The organism is Actinoplanes missouriensis 431, from assembly GCF_000284295.1.
Lineage (GTDB): Bacteria > Actinomycetota > Actinomycetes > Mycobacteriales > Micromonosporaceae > Actinoplanes > Actinoplanes missouriensis.
In genome coordinates this window covers 1750862-1766891 of sequence record NC_017093.1, presented here as the reverse complement: position 1 = coordinate 1766891, position 16030 = coordinate 1750862, and the positions used below count along the sequence as shown (strand labels likewise).

The following is a 16030-nucleotide window of genomic DNA, read 5'->3' as shown; positions in this document are numbered from 1 at the left end:
GTTGATGGCAGGATCGCGAGCATGAGCGAGCTTGCCGGGATCGTGATGGAGCGCCTCACGTCCGAGTTCGAGGCGGCCCGCGATCCGGGGCGTGCGACGGGGATGGCCGCCTACATGCGCGACCAATTCCCGTTCCTCGGACTGCCGTCCCCGATCCGCCGCGCCCGGGCCCGCGCCGCGCTGGCCGGACTGCCCGCACCCGATGCCGATGATCTGCGGGCGATCGCGCTGGCGTGCTGGTCCCGCCCGGAGCGAGAGTTCCAGCAGTTCGCCTGCGACCATCTGGCAGCGCACGTACGGGTGCCCGGCCCCGGCTTCCTCGACACCGTCGCCGAGCTGATCACGACGAAGTCGTGGTGGGACACGGTTGATCCACTCGCGACACACGTCGTCGCCGGACTCGTCACGCGCCATCCACTGTTGACCGAGCGCATGGATGAGTGGTCACGTGTTGACAACATGTGGCTGGTGCGGACGGCGATACTGCATCAACTGCACTACGGCGAGTTGACGGACACGTCGCGGCTGTTCGGTTATTGCGTGGCACAGGCGGGTCATCCGGACTTCTTCGTCCGCAAGGCGATCGGCTGGGCGCTGCGCCAATACGCCCGAACCGACCCGGACGCCGTGCGCACATTCGTGGCGGCCCACCGGGAGCAGCTCTCCCCGCTGTCGATCCGGGAGGCCATGAAGCACCTCTGACCAGCGGCCCACCGCAGCAGGCCGCCGGTCAACACGTCAACCTGTAGTCAGCAGGTGCACGGCCAGGACCGCGATCACCAGACTGGACGTCAACGCTGTGATCAGACGACCACGTTGACCAGTCAGCACACGCCCCACCAGCGACCCACCACCAGCGATCAACAGTTGCCAACTGGCCGACGCGAGGAAAGCGCCCACCACGAACCACACCCCGCCACCGGCGCCCCCACTGCCCAGCACCAGCGCCGCAAAATAGATCACCGTGGCCGGGTTCAGCAGCGTAAGACCCAGAACTCCCAGATATGCCCGGAGAGCGGTCGCCGACCGTACCCCCGAAATGTCCTCGGCGCCGGTGCGGAACGCACCGCGAGCAGTCCACGCGGCCAGCGCGAGCAGCACCACCGCTCCCACCCACCGCAACGGAACAGCCACCGGCTCGATCATCGCCGCGACGGCCGCGCCACCGGCGACAGCGATCAACGCGTAGATGCCGTCAGCCGTCGCCGCCCCCAGACCCGCGGCCGCGCCGACCCGCAACGATGTTCGCGCGCTCAGCCCGGCGATCAGCACCCCGATCGCGCCAACCGGCACGGCGATCCCGTATCCGGCGACCACGCCGGCCAGGAACGCCCCGCTCATGACCGCTGCCGTGACACCGCCGTTCCCCGGACGGCCGCCTGCTGTCGCCCGGCCCGATCGGCCGCAGCGACACAGACGTCAATTCTCAGTGTGGTCATGTCGCCAGTCTCAGGATCAGCGCCGTCCCGCGCCATCGAATTACGTCACGCTTCTTCTCGATTCCGGAACGTGACCGATAGGGTCCGATCATGGTCGCTGAACTGATTCTGGTGCGGCACGGGCAGAGCCTGGCCAACGTCGCCTTCCCCGCCGCGGACGCGGAGGACCTTCTGGAGACCGAGATCAGCGGGCGGGACGCCGAGGTGCCGCTCACCCCGGCCGGCGAGGAGCAGGCCGCGGCGCTCGGTCAATGGCTCGCCGCGCTTCCCGAGGAACACCGGCCGCAGGTGGTGATCACGTCGCCGTACCTGCGGGCCCGGGAGACGTGGCGCATCGCAGCCGAGAAGTCCGGTCTCGATCTGCCGGAGCCGAGCACCGACGACCGGCTCGTCGACCGGCTCATGGGTGAGCTGGAGTTGCTGACCCGGGCGGCGGTCGCGGCGCGTTTCCCCGGCGAGGCGGCCCGGCGGGCGGACGCCGGCGAGTACGAGTACGCGCCCCCGGGCGGCGAGTCGTTCGCCGACATCCGCGTCCGCCTGTCGTCCTTTCTCGACGACCTGAACCGTGATCACGCCGGGAAGCGGGTGGTCGTGGTCGCCCACGACGCGGTCGTACTGATGATGCGCGCCGTCATCGAGGATCTGGACTGGGATCGGGTGCTCGCGGTGGAGGCCGAGTCCGGCAGTGTCCGCAACGCGTCGATCAGCCGCTTCGACGGCTCGTCGGGGCGCCTCGTCCTGGACCGCTACAACGTGATCGACCACCTGCCACCGGCGTGAAGATATAGACGTTCGTCTTGCAGTGACATACCGGACGAGTCCCCGTCCACCCTGCGGGCCGTCGCGGTCGCCGACTTCCAGCGCGTGCAGAACTTCCCGGCGCCGGCTCGCCGACTATCCCGGCGAGCCGGCGCCGACGGACAGCGGAAAGGTGGTTTTCCAGTGGCAGTCATTTCCGCGGGTCCGCTGAGGCGCCCCTTTCCGCGGCCCGCGCCGACGAGCAACCGCCAGTTCGCCATCCTCCTCGCCGCCGAGGGCATCTCGATGCTCGGCAGCCGGATCACCTTCGTGGCCCTGCCCTGGCTCGTCCTGACCAGCACCGATTCGGCGCTGCTCGCCGGGGTTGCCGGTTTCGCCGAGATGCTCCCCTACGTTCTCTCCGGTCTCATCGGCGGCCCGATCGTCGACCGGGTCGGCCCGCGACCGACGGCCGTCGCCGCGGACACCGCCAGCGTGCTCGCGGTCGCCGGCATCCCGATCTTCGCCTTCTACCAGGACACCTCTCTCACCGTCCTGATCCTGCTGATCGCCCTGGCCGGCGCGCTGCGAGGCTTCGGGGACGCGGCGAAAAGAGCACTTCTTCCCCGTACGATCGCTGCCGCCGGAGTCTCCACGGAACGCGGAACGACCCTTTACGACGGCGTCGCCCGCGCCTCGACACTGATCGGGCTCCCGCTGGCCGGGCTGCTGATCGCGGCGCTCGGCCCGTCCACCGTGCTGCTCTTCGACGCGGCCACCTTCGGCGTCGCGGCGCTGCTCATCGGCGCCCTCGTCCGGGTCGGCGCGGCGGACGCGGCGGCCTGCGACGAGCAGAAGGAGCAAGGGTACGCGGCCGCGCTGCGCAACGGATTCCGATACGTCCGCGCCGACCGGCTCATCCTCGGCGTGATGTCCCTGCTCTTCGTCACGAACATGTTCGACCAGGCGTACGCCACCGTGTTCATCCCGGTGTGGGTCCGCGACGGCCCGCACGGACCCGCCGCCCTCGGCGTGGTCGGCACCGCGTTCGGCCTCGGCGCGGTCGCCGGCAACATCCTCTACACGGTCTTCGCGACGCGATTACCCCGGCGCCTCACGTTCGGGATCTGCTTCTTCCTCGGCGGGCCTGCGCAGCTGCTGGCCCTCGCTCTCACCGACCGGGTGTGGGTCGTGCTCGCCACGGCGGCGATCTCCGGGGCGCTGATGTCCACGGTGAACCCGATCCTGCTGGCCGCCGTGTACCGCCGCATCCCGGTCCACATGCACGGCCGCGTGATCAGCGTGCTGATCTCGGTGTCCTGGGCGGGCATCCCGCTCGGTGGCGTGCTGGGCGGCTGGGCGACCGACGTGCTGGGCCTGCGGACGGCGGCGCTACTGGCCGCGATCGGTTACCTGGCGGTGACGGCAGCCCCGTTCGTCTTCCCGGCGTGGCAGGCCCTGGACCGGACCGACCCGGTCCCCAAGGCGGTGGCCCCCGCCTGACGCCGTGAGGGTTAGGGTCGCCGGATGCCTCTCGCTCATGATGTGTCCGGTTCCGGGTCCGCGGTCATCCTTCTTCACTCCACCGTCGGCGACCGCCGGATGTGGGATCCGCAGATTCCGGCGCTGACTGCCGCCGGTTACCGGGTTATTCGCTGTGACCTGCGCGGATACGGCGATTCTCCGATTCCGCCCGGCGTCGAGTGGGACAACGCCACCGACGTCGCCGACCTGCTGGACACGCTCGGCATCTCCCGGACCGCCGTGATCGGCGCCTCCGGTGGCGGCCGGGTCGCGCTGGAGTTCGCCGCCCGCCGGCCGGAACGGGTCACCGCCCTGATCCTGCTCTGCACCGCCCTGCGCGGACACGAGCCCGGTCCCGCCCTGCGCGCCTTCGGTGACCGGGAGGACGCCCTGCTGGAGGCCGGCGACATCGACGGCGCCACCGAGCTCAACGTCGATCTCTGGCTCGGCCCGGAGGCCGGCGACGAAGAACGAGATTTGGTACGGCGGATGCAACGTCACGCCTTCGACGTCCAACTGGCCGCCGAGGAAGCAGAAGCCACCGCCCAAGCAGACACCGCCCAAGCAGCCACCGCCCACGCACCCGCCGCCGAAGCGTCCACTCCGCACGCACCCGCCGCCGAGCAGGCACAGCCCGCAGAGCCGCCGACAACGACCGAGCCCGCGGCGACCGAGCCCGCGACGACCGAGCCCGCGACGACCGAGCCGGATCTCGCCGTGATCACCGCCCCGGCTCTTCTGGTGTCCGGCGCCCACGACCTCCCCGACTTCCACGAGATCGCCGCCCACCTCGCCACCAGGCTCCCCCACGCCCGTCACGAGGAACTCCCCTGGGCCGGCCACCTCCCCAGCCTCGAACGCCCCGACCTCACCAACCCCCTGCTGATCAGTTTTCTGAACGAGGCACGCTAGTCCACGACGCACCACTGGCGGATCTGCTCGGCCACCTCACGATCGCCGTCCACCCGCACGTCGGCCAGGTCGATCCGGCGGTAGAGCGCCAGCACCAGATCACTCGCCTTTCCCTGCATCCGGGTCACCGGGGCTCCGCTGGCCGCCGGGTCCACGGTGACGCCGGCCGGGGACAGGTCGACGGTCCAGGACGGGCCCTCCAGGGCCTGGAGCTCGACGCGCGCCGGGCGGTGCGGCCACGCCCCTCGGGAGCCGAGGCAGACCTCGAGGAACTCGCCCACCCCGTCGACCGCGACGGCGGCCGGCAGCGGCTCGGGTTTGCCGATCGCCTCCTGCGCGTCGAAGGCGTGGACCGCCGCCTCCTGCACCTGGTGACGGGCGATCGCGCCGGCGTTCAGCGGCGCCGCCGAGGAGGGCCACCACGCCCAGCTCGGCGCGCCGGGGCCGGCCGCCCGGAGCGCGTCGACCAGCAGCGGGGTGGACTCGTCGAACCAGGTGAGGAGCTCGCCGGACGGGTCGCCGGGAACGGCCGGCGGACCGGCGGCCTCACCGGCCCGGACCGCGGAGGCCCAGAAACGCTGCACCCGGCCGAGGTGGGTGACCAGGTCACGGACGGTCCAGCCCGGGCAGCCGGGCACCCGGGCCGTCAGGTCGACCGCGGCCTCTCGCAGCGCCGCCGAGCGGGACTCGACGAGGGACAGCAGCTCGGGAAAGGGCGGTCTCGATGCCATGAACCGGTTCTACCACCGGTGTACGACACAAACGCCCGGGCTGATCATGGACCGCTCGTAAGGGCGTACCGGAAAGCAGGAAAGGGCGGCCGAAGCCGCCCTTCCCTCGATGATGCGAATCAGACGTTGAAGCCGAGAGCGCGCAGCTGCTCCCGCCCGTCGTCAGTGATCTTGTCGGGGCCCCACGGCGGCAGCCACACCCAGTTGATCCGGAAGTCCTGCACCAGGCCACCGCCGGGGCCGGTGGTCAGCGCCTGCCGGGTCTGGTCCTCGATCACGTCGGTCAGCGGGCAGGCCGCGGACGTCAGCGTCATGTCGAGGGTGACCACGTTGTCGTCGTCCACGTGGGTGCCGTAGACCAGGCCAAGGTCGACCACGTTGATGCCGAGTTCGGGGTCGACGACATCCTTCATCGCCTCTTCGATCTCATCGGTCGTGGCCTTCTTCACCTCAGCCGCCGGCGCCGCAGCCGGGTCAGCCGCCGGCGCCGCAGCCGGGTCGGCCGCGGAGGCCGCCTCCGAGACGCTCACCGCGGGCACCTCGACCGGCGAACCGGCCTCGGCCGCCTCCGCACGCTCGGCCTCGAGCCACGCCGGGACCTCGTCCGAGGAGGTCGCGGTCGCGGTGCCGGGCACCGACGCCATGGTCTGAACAGAATCAGTCTTGTCCGTCATGCCTTCACCTCCGGGCTCGCGCCCACGTCCACGCCCGCGCGCACCGCCGCGTCCTTGAATGCCATCCACGGCAGCAAAGCGCATTTCACCCGTGCCGGGAACTTGGCGACGCCGGCGAACGCGATGCCGTCGCCGAGCACCTCCTCGTCCGGCTCGATCTGTCCACGGCTCTGCATGAGCTCCACGAACGAGTGGTGGATCTCCGCAACGGAAGCCGCGTCCTTCCCTTGCAGCAGTTCGTGCAGCACGGATGCCGACGCTTGGCTGATGGAGCAACCAAGCCCGTCATACGAGATCTCGGACAGGTCCGAGTTGACCCGCACGGTGATCTCGTCCCCGCACGTCGGGTTGACGTGATGCGCCTCCCCGTCGAAAGGATCACGCAGCCCCCGGCCGTGCGGGTTCTTGTAGTGGTCGAGGATGATCTCCTGGTAGAGACCGTCGAGCATCATCAGCCGAACACCTTCCGCACCTGGTCGAGACCGCGCGCCAGGGCGTCGATCTCGTCCGTGGTCGTGTAGAGGTAGAACGAGGCCCGGGTCATCGCCGGGACGCTGAAGCGGGAGCAGACCGGCCGCGCGCAGTGGTGGCCGACCCGCACCTCGACACCGAGAGCGTCGAGGATCTGTCCCACGTCATGAGGGTGTACCCCGTCGACACCGAACGACACCGTCCCGCCGCGACCCTCGGGCGTCGCCGGTCCGAAGATCCGAACACCTGTGACACCCGACAGAGCATCAAGCGCGTACGCCGTGATCGCCTGCTCGTGCCGGTGGACAGCGTCCATGCCCAGCTCGGACAGATAGTCCACGGCTGCCCCGAGACCGATCGCCTCGGTGATCGGCGGCGTGCCGGCTTCGAATCGGGCCGGCGGGGCGGCGTAGGTCGTACCCGTCATGGTGACCGTCTCGATCATAGAGCCGCCGCCGAGGAACGGCGGCATCTGCGACAGCAGATCGAAGCGGCCCCAGAGCACGCCGATGCCGGTCGGGCCGAGCATCTTGTGCCCGGTGAACGCGATCAAGTCGGCGCCGAGCTCCCGGACGTTGATGGGCAGGTGCGGCACGGACTGCGAGCAGTCCAGCACCAGCAGCGCTCCAACATCACGAGCGCGGGCGGAGATCTCCGAGATGTCGTTGATCGTCCCGAGCACATTGGACATGTGCACCACTGAGACGATCTTCGTCCGTGGCGTGATCAACGACTCGAGAGATGACTGGTCCAGCCACCCCTCGTCGGTGATCCCGAACCAGCGCAGGGTCGCGCCGGTCCGCTCGCAGAGAAGCTGCCACGGAACGATGTTCGAGTGGTGCTCCATCTCGGAGATCACGATCTCGTCGCCCGGCCCGAGCTTGAGCATCTGCCCGGCCGAGTGCGCGACCAGGTTGAGGGCCTCGGTGGAGTTCTTGGTGAAGACCACCTCGTCCGGGCTCGCCGCGCCGATGAAGGCGGCGATGCGAGCCCGTGCGCCCTCGTAGGCCTCGGTCGACTCGGTGCCGAGCGTGTGCACCGAGCGGGACACGTTGCCGTTGTACCGCTCCTGGTGCGCCCGCATGACGTCGAGCACCTGCACCGGTTTCTGCGAGGTGTTGGCGCTGTCCAGGTAGACGAGCGGGTGGCCGTTGACCTCCCGCTCGAAGATCGGGAAGTCCTTACGGACCTGCTCGACGTCGAAGCTCATCGGAAAACCCCTCAGGCCTTGGCCAGGAACTTCTCGTAACCCTCGGCCTCGAGCTGCTCGGCCAGCTCCGGGCCGCCCTCTTCGACGATCTTGCCGCCGACGAAGACGTGCACGAAGTCGGGCTGGATGTAGCGCAGGATCCGGGTGTAGTGGGTGATCAGCAGGAAGCCGGTCTCCCCGGTCGCGCGGACCCGGTTCACGCCCTCGCTGACGATCCGCAGGGCGTCGATGTCGAGGCCGGAGTCGGTCTCGTCGAGGATCGCCATCTTCGGCTTGATCAGCTCGAGCTGCATGATCTCGTGACGCTTCTTCTCACCGCCGGAGAAGCCCTCGTTCACGTTGCGCTGCGCGAAGGACGGGTCCATCTGCAGCTTCTCCATCGCGCCCCGGAGCTCGCCGGCCCAGGTGCGCAGCTTCGGCGCCTCGCCGTCGATCGCGGTCTTCGCGGTCCGCAGGAAGTTCGCCACCGAGACACCCGGAACCTCGACCGGGTACTGCATCGCGAGGAAGAGGCCGGCCCGCGCGCGCTCGTCCACGCTGAGCTCGAGCACGTCGACGCCGTCGAGGGTGACCGAACCGCCGGTGATCTCGTACTTCGGGTGACCGGCGATCGAGTACGCCAGCGTCGACTTGCCGGAGCCGTTCGGCCCCATGATGGCGTGGGTCTCGCCGGACTTCACGGTGAGGTCGACCCCGGCCAGGATCGGCTTCAGCTCGCCCTCGGGCAGCTTCACCGAAACCTGCAGGTCGCGGATCTCCAGGGTGCTCACGGCTCTACTCCATTACTCGGTGTAGTCGAAACGTAGATGTCGCCGTCGCGGATCTCGACGGGGTAGACCGCCACCGGATCAATGGCGGGTGGTCCGGAGGGTTCACCGGTGCGCAGGTCGAAGCGGGAGCCGTGCAGCCAGCACTCGAGCGTGCAGCCGTCCACCTCCCCTTCGGACAGGGCCACGGATGCGTGACTGCACTCGTCACGTACCGCATAGAAGTTGTCGTCGTCGGCGTGCACGATCGCGACCTCGACACCGTCGACCTCCACCTGGAGCGCGGTGCCTTTCGCCACGTCGGACGCCGGGCCGACATTTTCGAACGTCACTGCCCGGCCTCGGCCAGCCGTGCCTCGATCGCGTCGCCGAGCCGCTCGCGCAGCTCCTCGACCGGAATCTTGTTGATCAGCTCGGCGAAGAACCCGCGCACCACCAGCTTGCGAGCCTCGTCCTCCGGGATACCGCGCGCCATCAGGTAGAACAGCTGCTCGTCATCGAAGCGGCCGGTCGCGCTCGCGTGCCCGGCGCCGGCGACCTCGCCGGTCTCGATCTCCAGATTGGGTACGGAGTCAGCCCGCGCCCCATCCGTGAGCACCAGGTTCCGGTTGATCTCGTACGTGTCGGTGCCCGTGGCAGCGGCCCGGATCAGCACGTCGCCGACCCAGACGGTGTGCGCCGAAGCGCCCTGCAGCGCCCCCCGGTAACCGACGTAGCTGCGGCAGTCCGGCACGCTGTGGTCCACCAGCTGACGGTGCTCCTGGTGCTGACCGGCGTCGGCGAAGTAGAGGCCGAACAGCTCGGCCTCGCCACCGCGCCCGGCGTACTCCACGCTCGTGAACTGCCGGACCAGGTCGCCACCGAGGGTCACCTGCAGGTGCTGGACGCGGGCGTCCTTGCCGACCCGGAACTTCACGTGCTGGGCCTGCACCGCGTCGGCGTCCCACTCGGCCAGGGTCACGAACGTCAGCTGCGCGCCGTCGCCGATCACCACTTCGATGTTGTCGGCGAGCGTGACCGAGCCGGTCTGCTCCAGCACGATCGTCGCCTTGGCGAAGGCGCCCACCTTCACGAAGGTGCGCGCGGCCGCGGCGTCCCCGCCCTTGCCGACGAGCCGGATGACCGCCGCCTCGGCGGGCTCGGCCTCGGCCGCCACCTCGATCAGGGTGACGCCGGCGGCCGAGCCGTACGCGAGGGCGCTGATCCGGTCGAACGGGGTGAGAACGGCGTCGACGGTGTCGACGGCCGACACCGTCACGCCGGCCGGGAGCCCGGAGAACTCGACCGACGGCGCCACACCGGTCAGGGACGTGGCCTTGGCCAGGTCACGGAGCCGCTTGAGCGGGGTGAAGCGCCACTCCTCCTCCAGCCCGTTCAGGGCCGGGAAGTCGGCGACGTCGAAGGAGCGCAGCACCTGCGACTTGGTGCTCGGCGGGGCGATGGCTTCGGTGGTCATCTCGTCCTTTAGGCAGTCTTGTTCAGGAATTGGCGGGCGGTCAGCCGACCGCTCCCTCCATCTGCAGCTCGATCAGGCGGTTCAGCTCCAGCGCGTACTCCATCGGAAGCTCCTTGGCGATCGGCTCGATGAAGCCACGCACGATCATCGCCATCGCCTCGTCCTCGGTCAGACCGCGGCTCATCAGGTAGAAGAGCTGGTCCTCGCTGACCTTGGAGACGGTCGCCTCGTGACCCATGTTCACGTCGTCCTCGCGGATGTCGACGTACGGGTACGTGTCCGAGCGGGAGATCGTGTCGACCAGGAGCGCGTCGCACTTGACCGTGCTCTTCGAGCTCGACGAGCCCTCCAGCACCTGCACGAGACCCCGGTACGACGTGCGGCCACCGCCACGGGCGATCGACTTCGAGATGATCGTCGAGGAGGTGTGCGGCGCGGCGTGCACCATCTTGGCGCCGGAGTCCTGGTGCTGACCCTCGCCGGCCATCGCGATCGAGAGCACCTCGCCCTTGGCGTGCGCCCCGGTCATGTAGACCGCCGGGTACTTCATCGTCACCTTGGAGCCGATGTTGCCGTCGACCCACTCCATGGTCGCGCCCTCTTCGCAGGTGGCGCGCTTGGTGACCAGGTTGTACACGTTGTTCGACCAGTTCTGGATGGTCGTGTACCGCACCCGGGCGTTCTTCTTCACGACGATCTCGACGACCGCGGAGTGCAGCGAGTCGGACGAGTAGATCGGCGCGGTGCAGCCCTCGACGTAGTGCACGTAGCTGCCCTCGTCGGCGATGATCAGGGTCCGCTCGAACTGGCCCATGTTCTCCGTGTTGATCCGGAAGTAGGCCTGCAGCGGGATGTCGACGTGGACGCCCTTCGGCACGTAGATGAACGAGCCACCCGACCAGACGCTGGTGTTCAGCGCGGCGAACTTGTTGTCGCCGACCGGGATGACGGTGCCGAAGTACTCCTTGAAGATGTCCTCGTGCTCCCGCAGCGCGGTGTCGGTGTCCAGGAAGAGGACGCCCTGCGCCTCCAGGTCCTCACGGATCGCGTGGTAGACGACCTCGGACTCGTACTGCGCGGCGACGCCGGCGACGAGGCGCTGCTTCTCCGCCTCCGGGATGCCCAGCTTGTCGTACGTCGCCTTGATGTCCTCGGGCAGGTCGTCCCAGGTGGCGGCCTGCTTCTCGGTGGAGCGCACGAAGTACTTGATGTTCTGGAAGTCGATCCCGGTGAGGTCGGCGCCCCAGTTCGGCATCGGCTTGCGGTCGAACAGGCGCAGGCCCTTGAGGCGCAGGTCGAGCATCCACTGCGGCTCGTTCTTCAGGCCTGAGATGTTGCGCACCACCGCTTCGGACAGGCCGCGCTGGGCGGTCGCGCCCGCGGTGTCGGTGTCGGCCCAGCCGTATTCATACCGACCAAGAGCGGCGAGGTGCTCTTCCTGAGTGACGATCTGGTCAGTCATTTATCTGTCCTAACCGTGATTGCGGTGGTTTGCGTGGCCGGGATGTGCGTGGTGCACACCCCGTCTCCGTGCGCGATGGTGGCGAGACGCTGCACGTGGGTGCCGATGAGCCGGGAGATGACTTCGGTCTCGGCGTCGCACAGCTGAGGAAACTCGGCAGCCACGTGAGCCACCGGGCAGTGATGCTGGCACAGTTGCCCGCCGGACGCGATCGCGGTCGCGCTCGCAGCGTAACCCTCGGCGGTCAGCGCCTCGGCGAGCGCCTCCGCCCGTGCCATCGGGTCGGTCCCGGCCGCCAGGATGACGGCCTTGAGGCGCTCTTCCAGGGCTTGCACCTGCGCCGAGGCGAAGGCGCTCAGCGCCTCCGGCCCGTGCTGCTCCACGATCCAGCGCAGCGCGGCGGTAGCGATGCCGTCGTAGTGATGCGGGAACGATTCCCGGGCGGCGGCGGTCAGCACGAAACGCTTCGCCGGACGGCCACGACCACGGGGGCCGGCGAGCCTGGCGACGCGGACCTCGACGAGCTGCTCGGCGAGCATGGCGTCGAGGTGCTTGCGGATGGCGGCCGGGCTCAGGCCCAGCTCCGCTCCGAGCTCGGCGGCGGTCGCCGCGCCACGCTCCAGGAGCAGCTGCGCCACCCGGTCACGGGTACGACCGTCCGAGGCCGTGGCCGTGGCCACCGCACTCATCGGGATCAGCACCTCGTTTTTCACTACTCCAACGTTACGTATTTCGGCAGAGCCCCGCAAACCAAACCCCGGTGATCCACCACACCGGTTATCGGAGCTGCCCAGATTCATGTCGGGCCCCGCGCGTACGATCCCTCGCGTGAAGTCCTCCCGATCGCTCCTGGAGTCCGCTTCGCTGTCCCGCCCCGGGCAGCGCCTGGCGTCCGCGCTGCGCCCGCTCGCCCTGGCCTCCCTGGTGGCGAACGCGGGACTGATCGTCACCGGCGCGGCGGTCCGCCTGACCGGTTCCGGCCTCGGTTGCCCGACGTGGCCGAAATGCACCGACGACTCCTACACGACGACCGCCGAGATGGGCGTCCACGGCGTGATCGAGTTCGGCAACCGCCTGCTCACCTTCGTGCTGGTGGCGCTCGCGTTCGCGACGTTCTTCGCCGCGCTGGTCAGCCGCCCGCGCCGCAAATCGCTGATCATCCTGTCGATTGCGGTCGCGCTCGGCGTCCCCGGTCAGGGCGTGGTCGGCGGCATCACCGTGCTCACCAAGCTCAACCCGTGGGTGGTCGGGCTGCACTTCATCCTCTCGATCGCGCTGATCGCCGGGTGCTACGCGCTCTGGCGCCGCGTCGACGAGGGCGACGGCAGGCCGGTCCCGCTGGTCCCCACGCCGATCCGCCACCTCGCCTGGATCACCGCGCTGGTCAGTTTCGCCGTGATCGCCGTCGGCGTCGTGGTCACCGGCAGCGGCCCGCACGCCGGCGACCAGGGCGCCAAGCGCAACGGCCTCGATCCGGCCGCGATCTCCCAGGTCCACGCCGACCTGGTGTTCCTGCTGATCGGCCTCTCCGTCGCGCTCTGGTTCGCCCTCCGCGCGCTGAACGCGCCACCCGCCACGATCCGCGCCGCCGGCGTCCTCATCGCGGTCGAGTTCGGTCAGGGCATCATCGGCTTCGTCCAGTACTTCACCCATCTCCCGGTGATCCTGGTGGCCGCCCACATGCTCGGCGCCGCCGTGACCTGGACCGCCACCCTCGCCGTCCTCTGGTCCCTGCGCACCCGCCCCGAGCTCCCGCGCCCCACCGACCAGCCCACCCCCGCGGTGGTCCAGCCGGCCGAGCCGGTCCCCGCTTCCTGAAGCCCCATCGGGTACGGGCGACCCCGCCCCCGCCACCCCGACCCGTCCCCGAGAAGCCACGCGACCACCTGCCGTCCCCAGGCCGCAGCGCGTCCGCCGGGACACGTCAGTGGTCCAGCCCCACCCCGCACGCCCCCGCCGCTCCCACCAGGCCGGCGCCGAGACGCCGGCACACGAACCGCGTCCGTGCGCCCGCACCCTGCCGGTGCGGCCTTCCGGGCGCTTCCCACCCGCCCCGCGTCACGCGCCCAGCCCCGGACACCTCACTGCGTGGGGCTTCGGGTTCGGAGCGCGCCCCGCTCCACACGCGCCCGCCGACCCACGACAGCGCGGGGAGTTCGGGTTCGGAGCGTCCCACACACACGGCGGGGTGGGGACGGCGAAGCCCCGGCTGCCGGGGCGGCCGGGGCGTGTCGCGTCGGAGGGCTAGAGGCGGCCGACGATCGCGTCGGCCAGGCGGGCGGCCGCGGCCGGGGACGTGCGCAGGAACAGGCTCGGCTCGGTCAGCTCCAGCTCGATGAGCGTGGGCGTCCCGTCCGGCCCGGGAATCAGGTCGACGCGAGCGTAGAGCAGCGACGAGGCGCCGCCCGGGATCGCGGCGAGAACCTTGGAGGCCACCTCCAGCTCGGCGGCCGACGGCGTACGCGGGCTGATCTCCTCGTCCCCCGGCTGGATGCTGCCGTCGTCGGGACCGGTCAGCATCGGCCCCTTCCGGATCGCGTGGCTGAACGTCAGCTCACCGCTCGCGTCCGGGGTGCAGAGGACCGCGGTCTCCCCCGCGGTGTCCACGGCCGTCAGGTACGGCTGGATCATCACGGTGCGACCGGCGTCCAGCAGCCGCCGCACGTGCGCCTCGGCGAGCGGGAGCTGCGCGGGCAACGCGTACCGTCCGGTGTCCTGGCTGCCGGCGCTGATCGTCGGCTTGACCACCCACTCCCCCTCGGACGGCGGGGTCCACGTCGCGCCGGGGGCGACGAACTCGGTGGGGATGGTCGGGACGCCGGCCTCGCTGAGGTCGCGCAGATAGACCTTGTCGGTGTTCCACTCGACGATGCCCGCCGGGTTCGCCAGGCGGGGCACGCGGTGCGCCCAGGCCACGAACTCGTCGCGGCGGGCCACGTAGTCCCACGGCGAGCGGATCACCGTGAGGTCGTACCGGGACCAGTCCGCGGACTCGTCGTCCCACCGCACGGCCTCGACGACCACCCCGCGCTCACGCAGCGCGTCGCGCAGGGGGTGGTCGTCGTCCCAGAGGTCAGGAAAGGTCGCGCACGTCACCAGGGCGACCTGGCTCACAGTGCCGTCGTCGGCGAGCGGGGTGCTCACTAGCGGGCCATGCTCCGGCGCGCCATCGAACGCCACAGGTCGTTGCTCGGGCGCATCTGCTCCAGGAGCTCCCGCTCCCACTCGTTCTCCACGGCGACCCCGGCGTGCTCGCAAGCCTCACGGGCGACACCGGTGTCCTGGGCGAACTGGTCGGACCACTCGCCGTCCTCACCCACGAGGACGATGCGGGCGCCGCGCTTACCGACGTACTCGATCACCGCCTTGGCGCCGCCGTGCCCGGCGGCGAAAGACTTGATCTCGGAGGTCAGTGTCGTAACGGAACCTTCTGCCATAGGGGGCAGCCTAAGCAGTCAGCCACGACACGCGGGGCACTCCAGTCGGCTTTTGTGACTCCAATTACCAGCAGGTTTCGAAAATTGGCGCACCATTATGCGGGGGTTTCGCCCGAATTGCCGGACGCAACGATGTCAATCCAAAGAGTGACGGACAGTAGTCGGAAGTGATCACAATCCGGACATCCGGTGCGACGGACCGACGGGCCGTGACGCTTAGATCAACCCATCGACGGCGACCGCCATGAAGACCACGGTCAGGTACGTGATCGACAAGTGGAAGAGCCGCATCGGGTTCACCGGGGCGCCGGCCCGCGTCACGTAGGCCAGCCGGACCGCCTCGGCGAGGAAGGCGAGGCCCATCACGATCGCGGTGACGCCGTAGATCGGCCCGAGACCCAGCGGCCACGCCACGAACGAGGCGGCCAGGGTCAGCACGGTGTAGAGGACGATCTCGAAGTTCACCCGGTTCATCGACCGGACCACGGGCAGCATCGGGATGCCCGCCCGCGCGTAGTCGTCCTTGTACTTGATGGCGAGCGCGTAGAAGTGCGGCATCTGCCAGAAGAAGACGACCGCGAAGAGCGCCCAGCCCATCGCGCTGATGGTGCCGGTGACCGCGGCCCAGCCGATGATCACCGGAGCCGCGCCGCAGACGCCGCCCCAGAACGTGTTCGCCGGGGTCCGCCGCTTCAGCCACATCGTGTAGATCACGTCGTAGTAGAAGATCGATGCGGCGGTCAGCGCGGTGGCCAGCCAGTTCGTGAACACGGCCATCAGCACGACCGAGATCACGGCGAGGGTGAGGCCGAAGATCAGCACCGCACGCGGGGTGATCTCGTGGGCCGGCAGCGGCCGCCGCTTCGTCCGCCGCATCAGCTGATCGATGTCGCGGTCGATGTAGCAGTTCAGCGCGCTTGCCGCGCCGCCTGCCAGCGCGCCGCCGATCAGAACCACCGCGAACGTGACCCAGTTCGGCCAGCCTCCGGCCGCCAGCATCATCGTCGGCACGGTGGTGACCAGGAGAAGCTCGACGATCGCCGGCTTGGTCAACGCCAGGTAACCACGCAGGACAGCGGCCCGATCACGTCGATTCTCGACACCTGGCGCACGCTTCGCCCCGCCGGGCCCCCGTCGGCGGACGGGACGCTCGGTGATCATGCTCACGGACAGCCACCTTCCGGCATCGGCTTTATTTCGCGGCCGTTG

The 16030-nt window shown here is 69.6% G+C and carries 18 protein-coding genes; 5 read left to right on the top strand and 13 right to left on the bottom strand.

The window, feature by feature from the left end:
• Nucleotides 1–21: 21 nt before the first annotated feature.
• The gene (locus AMIS_RS08245; protein WP_014441755.1) at nucleotides 22–702 is read left to right on the top strand and encodes a DNA alkylation repair protein; all 681 of its coding nucleotides are present in this window, start codon (nucleotides 22–24) and stop codon (nucleotides 700–702) included.
• A 36-nt stretch (nucleotides 703–738) separates the two neighbouring features.
• On the opposite strand, the gene AMIS_RS08240 is transcribed toward AMIS_RS08245, so the two are convergent.
• Nucleotides 739–1341 carry a LysE family transporter gene (locus AMIS_RS08240; protein ID WP_014441754.1) on the bottom strand — a complete coding sequence of 201 codons (603 nt, stop codon included), beginning with the start codon at nucleotides 1339–1341 and terminating at the stop codon, nucleotides 739–741.
• A 188-nt stretch (nucleotides 1342–1529) separates the two neighbouring features.
• On the opposite strand from AMIS_RS08240, the gene AMIS_RS08235 reads away from it, so the two are divergent.
• From AMIS_RS08235 to AMIS_RS08225, 3 genes are all read left to right on the top strand, one after another.
• Entirely contained in the window at nucleotides 1530–2219 is a 690-nt protein-coding gene (locus AMIS_RS08235) for a histidine phosphatase family protein (RefSeq protein WP_014441753.1), read from the top strand.
• Nucleotides 2220–2381: 162 nt separating this feature from the next.
• The gene (locus AMIS_RS08230; RefSeq protein ID WP_014441752.1) at nucleotides 2382–3680 is read left to right on the top strand and encodes an MFS transporter; all 1299 of its coding nucleotides are present in this window, start codon (nucleotides 2382–2384) and stop codon (nucleotides 3678–3680) included.
• A 24-nt stretch (nucleotides 3681–3704) separates the two neighbouring features.
• Nucleotides 3705–4613, top strand: coding sequence for an alpha/beta fold hydrolase (locus AMIS_RS08225; RefSeq protein WP_014441751.1), 909 nt, complete (start codon nucleotides 3705–3707; stop codon nucleotides 4611–4613).
• Here the strand turns inward: AMIS_RS08225 and AMIS_RS08220 are convergent.
• The 9 genes from AMIS_RS08220 to AMIS_RS08180 all read right to left on the bottom strand — a co-directional run bounded on the left by AMIS_RS08220 (nucleotide 4610) and on the right by AMIS_RS08180 (nucleotide 12073).
• Entirely contained in the window at nucleotides 4610–5344 is a 735-nt protein-coding gene (locus AMIS_RS08220) for a maleylpyruvate isomerase family mycothiol-dependent enzyme (protein WP_014441750.1), read from the bottom strand. The two genes, AMIS_RS08225 and AMIS_RS08220, sit on opposite strands and share 4 nt — an antisense overlap.
• A gap of 119 nt (nucleotides 5345–5463) precedes the next feature.
• Nucleotides 5464–5883 (bottom strand): metal-sulfur cluster assembly factor, encoded by a 420-nt coding sequence (locus tag AMIS_RS08215; protein ID WP_041830617.1) that lies wholly within the window; start codon nucleotides 5881–5883, stop codon nucleotides 5464–5466.
• 131 nt (nucleotides 5884–6014) lie between these two features.
• Complete coding sequence (sufU, locus tag AMIS_RS08210; protein ID WP_014441748.1) at nucleotides 6015–6470, bottom strand: Fe-S cluster assembly sulfur transfer protein SufU; 456 nt, start codon at nucleotides 6468–6470, stop codon at nucleotides 6015–6017.
• Complete coding sequence (locus AMIS_RS08205) at nucleotides 6470–7699, bottom strand: cysteine desulfurase (RefSeq protein WP_014441747.1); 1230 nt, start codon at nucleotides 7697–7699, stop codon at nucleotides 6470–6472. The genes sufU and AMIS_RS08205 overlap by 1 nt, the downstream gene beginning before the upstream one ends.
• Nucleotides 7700–7710: 11 nt before the next feature.
• Complete coding sequence (gene sufC, locus AMIS_RS08200; RefSeq protein WP_014441746.1) at nucleotides 7711–8469, bottom strand: Fe-S cluster assembly ATPase SufC; 759 nt, start codon at nucleotides 8467–8469, stop codon at nucleotides 7711–7713.
• Complete coding sequence (locus AMIS_RS08195; RefSeq protein ID WP_014441745.1) at nucleotides 8466–8798, bottom strand: non-heme iron oxygenase ferredoxin subunit; 333 nt, start codon at nucleotides 8796–8798, stop codon at nucleotides 8466–8468. The genes sufC and AMIS_RS08195 overlap by 4 nt, the downstream gene beginning before the upstream one ends.
• Entirely contained in the window at nucleotides 8795–9922 is a 1128-nt protein-coding gene (sufD, locus tag AMIS_RS08190) for a Fe-S cluster assembly protein SufD (protein ID WP_014441744.1), read from the bottom strand. The genes AMIS_RS08195 and sufD overlap by 4 nt, the downstream gene beginning before the upstream one ends.
• Nucleotides 9923–9962: 40 nt before the next feature.
• Complete coding sequence (sufB, locus tag AMIS_RS08185) at nucleotides 9963–11384, bottom strand: Fe-S cluster assembly protein SufB (RefSeq protein ID WP_014441743.1); 1422 nt, start codon at nucleotides 11382–11384, stop codon at nucleotides 9963–9965.
• Entirely contained in the window at nucleotides 11381–12073 is a 693-nt protein-coding gene (locus AMIS_RS08180; protein ID WP_051042417.1) for a helix-turn-helix transcriptional regulator, read from the bottom strand. Before AMIS_RS08180 ends, sufB begins: the two co-directional genes overlap by 4 nt.
• A 175-nt stretch (nucleotides 12074–12248) precedes the next feature.
• On the opposite strand from AMIS_RS08180, the gene AMIS_RS08175 reads away from it, so the two are divergent.
• Entirely contained in the window at nucleotides 12249–13202 is a 954-nt protein-coding gene (locus tag AMIS_RS08175) for a COX15/CtaA family protein (protein WP_041830615.1), read from the top strand.
• A gap of 426 nt (nucleotides 13203–13628) precedes the next feature.
• On the opposite strand, the gene AMIS_RS08170 is transcribed toward AMIS_RS08175, so the two are convergent.
• The 3 genes from AMIS_RS08170 to AMIS_RS08160 form a co-directional block, all read right to left on the bottom strand.
• Nucleotides 13629–14528, bottom strand: coding sequence for an ATP-grasp domain-containing protein (locus tag AMIS_RS08170; protein ID WP_014441740.1), 900 nt, complete (start codon nucleotides 14526–14528; stop codon nucleotides 13629–13631).
• On the bottom strand, nucleotides 14528–14821 hold the full coding sequence (locus AMIS_RS08165; protein ID WP_014441739.1) for a hypothetical protein: 294 nt from the start codon (nucleotides 14819–14821) through the stop codon (nucleotides 14528–14530). Before AMIS_RS08165 ends, AMIS_RS08170 begins: the two co-directional genes overlap by 1 nt.
• 216 nt (nucleotides 14822–15037) lie before the next feature.
• Nucleotides 15038–15988, bottom strand: coding sequence for a heme o synthase (locus AMIS_RS08160; protein WP_041829623.1), 951 nt, complete (start codon nucleotides 15986–15988; stop codon nucleotides 15038–15040).
• Between the last annotated feature and the right edge of the window lie 42 nt (nucleotides 15989–16030).

What these genes read in the sequence shown, in the direction of transcription:
- AMIS_RS08245 (WP_014441755.1), top strand. Translation starts at nt 22, where the DNA reads ATGAGCGAGCTTGCCGGGATCGTGATGGAGCGCCTCACGTCCGAGTTC.
- AMIS_RS08240 (WP_014441754.1), bottom strand. Translation starts at nt 1,341, where the DNA reads ATGAGCGGGGCGTTCCTGGCCGGCGTGGTCGCCGGATACGGGATCGCC.
- AMIS_RS08235 (WP_014441753.1), top strand. Translation starts at nt 1,530, where the DNA reads ATGGTCGCTGAACTGATTCTGGTGCGGCACGGGCAGAGCCTGGCCAAC.
- AMIS_RS08225 (WP_014441751.1), top strand. Translation starts at nt 3,705, where the DNA reads ATGCCTCTCGCTCATGATGTGTCCGGTTCCGGGTCCGCGGTCATCCTT.
- AMIS_RS08220 (WP_014441750.1), bottom strand. Translation starts at nt 5,344, where the DNA reads ATGGCATCGAGACCGCCCTTTCCCGAGCTGCTGTCCCTCGTCGAGTCC.
- sufU (WP_014441748.1), bottom strand. Translation starts at nt 6,470, where the DNA reads ATGATGCTCGACGGTCTCTACCAGGAGATCATCCTCGACCACTACAAG.
- AMIS_RS08205 (WP_014441747.1), bottom strand. Translation starts at nt 7,699, where the DNA reads ATGAGCTTCGACGTCGAGCAGGTCCGTAAGGACTTCCCGATCTTCGAG.
- sufD (WP_014441744.1), bottom strand. Translation starts at nt 9,922, where the DNA reads ATGACCACCGAAGCCATCGCCCCGCCGAGCACCAAGTCGCAGGTGCTG.
- sufB (WP_014441743.1), bottom strand. Translation starts at nt 11,384, where the DNA reads ATGACTGACCAGATCGTCACTCAGGAAGAGCACCTCGCCGCTCTTGGT.
- AMIS_RS08180 (WP_051042417.1), bottom strand. Translation starts at nt 12,073, where the DNA reads ATGAGTGCGGTGGCCACGGCCACGGCCTCGGACGGTCGTACCCGTGAC.
- AMIS_RS08165 (WP_014441739.1), bottom strand. Translation starts at nt 14,821, where the DNA reads ATGGCAGAAGGTTCCGTTACGACACTGACCTCCGAGATCAAGTCTTTC.